This window comes from Planomonospora algeriensis, from assembly GCF_977012225.1.
This window is the reverse complement of the sequence record NZ_CDRNDK010000321.1, coordinates 1-7,569: the sequence shown is the minus strand read 5'-3', so window position 1 is coordinate 7,569 and position 7,569 is coordinate 1. Positions and strand designations below refer to the sequence as shown.

At 72.3% G+C, this 7,569-nt stretch carries 7 protein-coding genes; 4 read left to right on the top strand and 3 right to left on the bottom strand.

Annotated features, from left to right (window positions below):
- The coding region (locus ACWJ6R_RS26040) for a transglycosylase domain-containing protein (protein WP_449064756.1) at positions 1–2,232 on the top strand (2,232 nt) is incomplete at its 5' end.
- A gap of 90 nt (positions 2,233–2,322) precedes the next feature.
- Entirely contained in the window at positions 2,323–2,853 is a 531-nt protein-coding gene (locus ACWJ6R_RS26035; RefSeq protein ID WP_449064755.1) for a hypothetical protein, read from the top strand.
- 126 nt (positions 2,854–2,979) lie between these two features.
- Here ACWJ6R_RS26035 and ACWJ6R_RS26030 read toward each other — a convergent pair whose 3' ends face one another.
- A complete protein-coding gene (locus ACWJ6R_RS26030; RefSeq protein WP_449064754.1) occupies positions 2,980–3,756 on the bottom strand; it encodes an alpha/beta fold hydrolase in 777 nt (258 codons plus the stop codon).
- A gap of 102 nt (positions 3,757–3,858) precedes the next feature.
- Here ACWJ6R_RS26030 and ACWJ6R_RS26025 point away from each other — a divergent pair, with 102 nt between their 5' ends.
- Positions 3,859–4,575 carry a hypothetical protein gene (locus ACWJ6R_RS26025; RefSeq protein ID WP_449064753.1) on the top strand — a complete coding sequence of 239 codons (717 nt, stop codon included), beginning with the start codon at positions 3,859–3,861 and terminating at the stop codon, positions 4,573–4,575.
- On the opposite strand, the gene pruA is transcribed toward ACWJ6R_RS26025, so the two are convergent.
- Both pruA and ACWJ6R_RS26015 read right to left on the bottom strand, forming a co-directional pair.
- On the bottom strand, positions 4,523–6,148 hold the full coding sequence (gene pruA / locus ACWJ6R_RS26020; protein ID WP_449064752.1) for an L-glutamate gamma-semialdehyde dehydrogenase: 1,626 nt from the start codon (positions 6,146–6,148) through the stop codon (positions 4,523–4,525). The two genes, ACWJ6R_RS26025 and pruA, sit on opposite strands and share 53 nt — an antisense overlap.
- Before the next feature lie 2 nt (positions 6,149–6,150).
- Entirely contained in the window at positions 6,151–7,077 is a 927-nt protein-coding gene (locus ACWJ6R_RS26015; protein ID WP_449064751.1) for a proline dehydrogenase family protein, read from the bottom strand.
- 94 nt (positions 7,078–7,171) lie between these two features.
- On the opposite strand from ACWJ6R_RS26015, the gene ACWJ6R_RS26010 reads away from it, so the two are divergent.
- On the top strand, positions 7,172–7,447 hold the full coding sequence (locus ACWJ6R_RS26010; protein ID WP_449064750.1) for a hypothetical protein: 276 nt from the start codon (positions 7,172–7,174) through the stop codon (positions 7,445–7,447).
- The last annotated feature ends 122 nt before the right edge of the window (positions 7,448–7,569 follow it).

The following is a 7,569-nucleotide window of genomic DNA, read 5'->3' as shown; positions in this document are numbered from 1 at the left end:
CGCCTGGCCCAGGCGGCGGTGGCCGCGGGGGTGCTGGCCGCGGCCCTGGCCCTGCCCGCCGTGGGCGGCGCGGGAGCACTGGTGGTCACCGCCTCGGACGAGCTGAACCTCAGGCCGGTGGACCTGCCGGAGCCGCCGCTGGCGGAGAAGACGACCGTCCTGGACGCCAGGGGCAACCAGATCGCGCAGTTCTACGAGGAGTACCGCGAGATCGTCCCGCTCGCCGAGGTGGCCCCGGTGATGCGGACGGCGATCATCGCGATCGAGGACGACCGCTTCTACGAGCACGGTCCGATCGACATCGAGGGGACGGCCCGGGCCCTGGCCAAGAACCTCGTCTCGGGCGGGGTGAGTCAGGGCGGCTCCAGCATCACCCAGCAGTACGTCAAGCAGGTGCTGCTCAACACGGCCGTCACCGACGAGGAGAAGAGCAAGGCGCTGGAGGCCAGCTACGCGCGCAAGCTCAACGAGTTGCGCCACGCGCTGGCCGTCGAGCAGAAGTACTCCAAGGACCAGATCCTGGAGAAGTACCTGAACATCGCCTACTTCGGCGCGGGGGCCAACGGCGTCGAGGCGGCGGCCAAGCGGTTCTTCGGGATCCCGGCGGCCGAGCTCGACCTGGCGCAGGCGGCGACCCTCGCGGGAGCCGTGCAGCTGCCCAACGCCACCGACCCCGAGGGCGGCAGGAAGAACCGCAGGCGGCTGCTGGAGCGGCGCAACGTCGTGCTCGACCGGATGGCGGAACTCGGCAGGATCACCCCGCAGCAGGCCGCGGAGGCCAAGGCCAGGAAGCTGGGGTACAAGGGCACGCCGCTGCCCGGCGGGTGCGAGGCCAGCCCGTACCCCTACTTCTGCATGTACGTGCGCCATGAGATCCTCGGCAACCCGAGCTTCGGGAGGACGAAGAGCGCGCGGGCCCGCTTCCTCAACCGCGGCGGCCTGACGATCAGGACCACGCTGGAGCCCCGGATGCAGGCCGCGGCGGAGAAGGCGATCAGGGCGCGGGTGCACGCCTCGGACGAGCCGGTCGCCTCCCAGGCCCTGCTCCAGCCGGGCACGGGGATGATCAGGGCCATGGCGGCCAGCCGCGACTACGGCGCCTCCCGGCGCAGGAACGAGATCTCCTACAACGTCGTGGCCGACGCCGCGCACGGCGGCGGCATCGGCTTCCAGCCGGGCTCGACGTTCAAGACCTTCACGCTGATCGCGGCGCTGAAGGAGGGCATGAAGCTCGACGACGGCCTCACCGCCGGCGCGGGTTACCGCGCACCCGCCTACTCGACCTTCAAGGACTGCAAGGGCGGCAACGTCGGCGACCCGACGCACACCATCACCAACGACGAGGGGTCGCCCGGCTTCAAGACGCTGCGGACGGGCACCTGGAGCTCGGTCAACACCTTCTTCCTGGTGCTGGAGGAGCGAGTGGGCCTGTGCGACACCGTGCAGACGGCCAGGTCGCTGGGGATCAAGCGCGCCGACGGCCGGCCGCTCCAGGAGGTGCAGACCTTCACCCTGGGCGTCAACGAGACGGACCCGGTCACCGTCGCCGGCGCGTACGCCGCCATCGCCGCGCGCGGCAGGTACTGCAGGCCGATGGCGATCACCCGGATCACCGACCGGAACGGCAAGGCGACCGACTACCGGCCCCAGTGCCGCCAGGCGCTGGACCCCGCGATCGCCGACGCCACCGCCGAGGTCCTGTCCGGGGTGTTCACCAAGGGCACGATGCGCGGTGTGGGCGGCATCGGCCGGCCCGCCGCGGGTAAGACGGGCACCACCGATGACCACGCCACCGCCTGGTTCGCCGGGTTCACCCCCGACCTGGCGGGCGCGGTGAGCCTCGGGGACCCCCGGGGATCGACGGCGCACAAGCTCCGCGGCGTGACCATCGGCGGCCAGTACTACGGCGCGGTCTTCGGGGCCTCCATCTCCGGCCCGATCTGGAAGGACACCATGATGGCCGCGCTGAAGGGCGTCAGGGCCACGCCCTTCCACCCGGTCGACTCCGCCCGCTTCGGCGGCTGCGGAGCCGGCTGCGCCCCCAGACCGCCCGTATCGGACGCCGGTGACGGCGACGGGCCCGGGAACGGCGACGGGCCGGGGAACGGTGACGGGCCGGGCCGCGAGCAGGGACCGGGGAACGGTGACGGACCGGGCCGCGGGCCGGGGCAGGGCCGGGGACCGGGCGGGAACGACGGGGCGAACGGACCGGGCAGGGGTGGCGGCAGGTGACCGCGCCAGGTCCCTCCTTGATCGATTTTCGGTAGGGTGCGCGTCATGCAACGTCTGACTGGATTGTTGATCGGTGCGGTTTTCGGAACGGTGTTCGTGTTCGTGAACTCGCACCCGCCCCTCGATCCGGCGATCGCCCTCGTCCTCCGGATCGCCGCCTCCGCCGCCCTGGGCGGCGTCGTGCTCCTGTGGTTCGCCGCGGTCAGGCGGGCCAGGGCGACCGGCGTCGAACCGGTCGTCGCCGGAGGACAGGCCGGCGGGAAGATGTTCGGCCTCGGCTTCGCGGTCATTGCCGTGATCGAAGTCGTCATGCTGTTCGGCGGCATCGCGGTGCTGCGCGCGCTGGATCGCCCGGTGGAGACCAACGTCGCCTGGATCGCCCTCGTCGTCGGCGTGCACTTCGTCGCCCTCGGGCCGGTCTGGCAGAACCGCACCATCATGCTGCCCGGCCTGGTCCTCACCGTGCTCGGCGTGATCGGGCTCGCCATGACCTTCACCTCGGCCGTGGAGTGGGTGCCCCTCGTCAGCGGGGTGCTGTCCGGTGTGACGCTGCTGGCCGGCTGCACGGCCTCCTCCTGGTCCGGTCTGTCCGCCCGGCCCGCGCAGACGCCCGCCCCCTGAGGCTCCGCTCCCGGATCCCGGCCGCAGTGGATCGGATCGTGCTCGGGCGCGATCGGCCGCAGTGGCGACGGTGCCCGCCGGATCGGATCGCGCCCGAGGGACTCTCGCGGTCGGCCGCGCCGTCCGTCACACCGCGAGGAGTTCCTCAGGCAGCGGACCTCCGGTGACCCGGGCACGGACCATCGCGGTGAACAGCTCGGGCTTCTCGCCGTTCCACCCGTGGCCCACTCCGGGGACCAGCCGCGTCTCACCCGAGGGGAACGCGGCGGCGATGCCGCTCAGCGAACGCTTGATGAGGTCGTGCTCGTTGCCGCCGGCCACGGCCAGGACCGGACACGGGGAGTTCTCCGCCTCGGCCGGGACCCGGAAGTCCAGAGCCTCCTCGGAGACCCGGCGGAACGCCTGCCGGGTCATGGCCCGCGCGGCCTGCCGGTAACCGTCGAAGTCCTCGGGGGGGACGTTGAGGCTGCGGGCGTTGGCGCGCAGCATCGGGCCCCATTTCATGAGCGGCGTCATCAGCACGCCCATGACCCTCATCATGCCGCGGTTGGGGAAGGGCAGGATGTTCACCCCGCTGACCGTCAGGGTCGCCACGGACTCGGGGTGGGCGGCGGCCAGGTGCAGGCCGACGTACCCGCCCAGCGAGAGCCCGACCACGTGGGCCCGCCGCTCGGGCGCATGCGTGGTGATCATCTCGGAGACGAGGGCGGCGGTGTCGGCGAGCGAGACCCACGGGTGGGCGTTGCTCCGGCCGTGACCGGGCAGGTCGGGGACGAGGACGAGGAAGTCCGAGGCCAGGGCGGCGGCCTGCTTCGTCCACATCCAGCCGCTGGTGCCGGCGCCGTGCAGGAGCACCACCGCCGGCGCGTCGGCTCGCCCCGACTTATGTGTGAAAATCTCCATGATCAGAACTCTGGCACAGTTCGCCCCGAACCGCTTCGGGTCTGGCCGGGAGATTCCCCGTTTCGAGGGACGCTGGGGGAATGCCTGCCGTACCCTCCCGGCGTGGGTGATCCGTGGACAGACCATCCCTTCGACCGGCGCGAACGGGTCCGGCTGGACTTCCGGGAGGCCGGGCGCGAGCTGCGCTGGGCCATGAGCCGGTACGGCGACGCCCGGCAGGCGATCGACTCCGGGGGCGTGTCCATCGCCGAGCTGTACCAGGCGCGGCAGGCGTGGTGCTGGGCCCTGATGGAATGGGTGCGCACGCTGGTCTCCAGAGAGGAGACCCTGGACGAGGCGAGGAGCGGCCCCGGCGACGGACGGGAGCGTCCGCTCTCCGGCGCGGATGGCAGGCCCTCCCCGCCGCCCGGCACGCTCCAGGCGGCGCGCCGTCAGGTCGAGGTGCTCTCCGGGCAGTACGAACGGGTCCGCTACACGGCGTCTTCCGACGAGGTGGCCCTGGCGCGGGGCCTGTGGGCACGGGCGCTGGCGGCCTGGGCCCGGACACTGATCGCAACGGAGGAGGCCGCGGACCACGACCGGCTCGACCGGCTCGAAGCAGGCGGCCGGATGGGCGCGGCCCTGTCCGGCGAGGACCGCCCGAGCAGGCGGGGTGGCGGGCGCGGCAGCGCGAGGTCGCCACCGCGAGCCGGGAGCGGGCCCGGGCGGCCAACCTCGCGGCGAGAGGCTACCCGATCGGGGACGACGGCCTTCCGGCCGCGGGTGCTCAGCCCATGTGCGGGTAGCGGTGGTCGGTCGGGGCGACGAAGGTCTCCTTGATCGTCCGGGCGTTCACCCAGCGGATCAGGTTGAAGATCGACCCGGCCTTGTCGTTGGTGCCGGAGGAGCGGGCGCCGCCGAAGGGCTGCTGGCCGACGACGGCGCCGGTGGGCTTGTCGTTGACGTAGAAGTTGCCCGCCGCGAAGCGCAGCTTCTCCGACGCGGAGGCGATCGCGTAGCGGTCCCGGGCGATCACCGAGCCGGTCAGCGCGTACGGCGAGGCGCTCTCCATCTGGTCCAGCACCGTGTCGAAGTCGGCGTCGTCGTAGACGTGCACGCCGAGGATCGGCCCGAAGTACTCCTTGCTGAAGATCTCGTCGGCCGGGTCGGAGGAGACCAGGATCGTCGGCCTGACGAAGTAGCCGACCGAGTCGTCGTAGGAGCCGGTGAGCACGTCGATCGAGTCCAGTGAGCGTGCCCGGTCGATCGCGGCCTTGTGCTTGGCGAACGCCCGGGAGTCGATGACCGCGCCCATGAACGTCGACAGGTCGGCGGCCACGTCGCCGACCGTCAGCGACTCGGCGGTGCCGACGAGCTCGTCGCGGATCGCCGTCCAGACCGAGCGCGGCACGTAGGCGCGGGAGGCGGCCGAGCACTTCTGGCCCTGGTACTCGAAGGCGCCGCGGACCAGCGCGGTGGTCAGCACGGCCGGGTCGGCCGAGGGGTGGGCCAGCACGAAGTCCTTGCCGCCGGTCTCGCCGACCAGGCGCGGGTAGCTCCGGTAGGAGGCGATGTTCGCGCCGACCGTGGACCACAGGTGCTGGAAGGTCGCGGTGGAGCCGGTGAAGTGGATGCCCGCCAGCTCCGGGTGGGTCAGCGCGGCCTCCGAGACCGCCGAGCCGTGGCCGGTCACCATGTTGATCACGCCCGGCGGGAGGCCGGCTTCCTCCAGCAGCCGCATCGTGAAGTGCGCGGCGAACTGCTGGGTGGGGGAGGGCTTCCAGACCACGACGTTGCCCATCAGGGCGGCCGAGGCGGGCAGGTTGCCGGCGATGGCGGTGAAGTTGAACGGGGTGATCGCCAGGACGAAGCCCTCCAGCGGGCGGTACTCCATCCGGTTCCACACGCCCGGCGAGGAGACCGGCTGGTCGCAGTAGAGCCGCCGGGCGTAGGCCACGTTGAACCGGAGGAAGTCGATCAGCTCGCAGGCCGCGTCGATCTCCGCCTGCTGGACGGACTTGGACTGGCCGAGGATCGTGGCGCCGTTCAGCGTCTGCCGCCACGGGCCGGCGAGCAGTTCGGCGGCGCGCAGGAAGATCGCGGCCCGCTCGTCGAAGGGCAGCGCCCGCCAGGCCGGGGCCGCCGCCAGCGCGGCGTCGATCGCGGCCCGCACGTCACCGGCGGTGGCGTCGGCGGTACGGCCGAGCACGGAGGCGTGGTGGTGCGGCTGCACCACGTCGACGGGGGCGCCGTCGGCCATCCGCTGCTCGCCGCCGATCGTCATGGTCAGGTCGAGCTGGGCCCCGGCCAGCTCCTTGACGCGGCCGGTGAGCGCCTCCCGCTCGGGGCTGCCGGGCGCGTAGCCGTACACCGGCTCGTTGGCGGGGACGGGAACGTCGGAGATGGCGTCCATTGCTACTTGCCTCCCAGGGCACGGAGAAAGAAGGCGACGTTGGCCGGGCGCTCGGCGAGGCGGCGCATGAAGTAGCCGTACCAGTCGTCGCCGTAGGGGATGTAGACGCGGACGGTGTGCCCGGCGCCGGCGAGGGCCTGCTGCTTGTCGGTGCGGATGCCGTAGAGCATCTGGTATTCGTAGTCCCCCCGGGAGCGGCCGGAGCGGTCGGCGAGGAGCTCGGTGATCGAGATCAGCCGGTCGTCGTGCGTGGCCACCATGGGATACCCGCCGCCCGCCATGAGGATGCGCAGGCACCGGACGTAGGCCTTGTCGACCTCGGCCTTGTCGCGGTGCGCGACCGAGGCGGGCTCGGCGTAGGCGCCCTTGACCAGGCGGACCCGGGAGCCCTCGTGCGACAGGTCGCGGCAGTCGGCCTCGCTGCGGAACAGGTAGGCCTGGATGGCCACGCCGGTGCGGGGGAAGTCGCCGCGCAGCGCGCGCAGCACGCCGAGCGTGGAGTCGACCGTGGTGTGGTCCTCCATGTCGAGGGTGACGTCCGCCCCCGCGGCGTGGGCCGCCTCGCAGATCCGGCGGGCGTTCTCCAAGGTGATCTTGTCGCCGTCGGCGCCGAGCGCCTGGCCGACCGCGGAGAGCTTCACCGAGACCTCGGCGCGGTCGCCGAGGTCCAGCTCGCGCAGCGCGCCGAGCAGGGTCGTGTAGGCCCGTGCGGTGTCCGCGGCGGCCCCGGCGTCCCGGGTCTCCTCGCCCAGATGGTCGATGGTGACGGTGAGGCCCGCGCCGGTCAGGCGGCGGACGGCCTCGACCGCGTCCTGGGGGGTCTCGCCCGCCACGAAGCGGTCGACGACCTTGCGTGTCAGCGGGACGCCGGAGACGGCACGCCGTACGAACGGCACCCGTGACCCGGCGAGAAGCAGTGAACCGAGCATGTCTTCCAGACTAAAACGCCAGGTCAGAACTATCGAATATGCATCTGCCACGATCAGGGGAGCAGGGTTTGTACAGATGTACGACAATGGCGGAATGCTTCAGGAGACCGTCGACGAGATCGCCGCCCGCCTCGGCGCCGCCGCCACCCTGGAGGACCGCTCACTGAAGCTGCTGGCCTACGCCGCGCAGAGCGGCGACATCGACACCGTGCGCCAGGAGTCCATCCTGCGCCGCCGCGCCTCCGACGAGGTCCGCGCCTACTTCGAGGGGTACGGCATCGCGACGGCGCCGGGCCGGGTCCGCATCCCCGCCGACGCGAGCTCGGCGTGTTGGCCCGGGTCTGCGTCCCGCTCCGGCACCACGGGGTGACCTACGGCTACCTGTGGCTGCTGGACGACGGCACGCTCACCGACGAGCGGCTGGCCTCGGTGGCGGACCTGGTCGGGCGGGCGGCGGCGGCGCTCGCCCAGGAGGCCCGCCGCCGCCGGGAC

What these genes read in the sequence shown, in the direction of transcription:
- ACWJ6R_RS26030 (WP_449064754.1), bottom strand. Translation starts at nt 3,756, where the DNA reads ATGGAGATTTTCACACATAAGTCGGGGCGAGCCGACGCGCCGGCGGTG.
- pruA (WP_449064752.1), bottom strand. Translation starts at nt 6,148, where the DNA reads ATGGACGCCATCTCCGACGTTCCCGTCCCCGCCAACGAGCCGGTGTAC.
- ACWJ6R_RS26015 (WP_449064751.1), bottom strand. Translation starts at nt 7,077, where the DNA reads ATGCTCGGTTCACTGCTTCTCGCCGGGTCACGGGTGCCGTTCGTACGG.
- ACWJ6R_RS26010 (WP_449064750.1), top strand. Translation starts at nt 7,172, where the DNA reads ATGCTTCAGGAGACCGTCGACGAGATCGCCGCCCGCCTCGGCGCCGCC.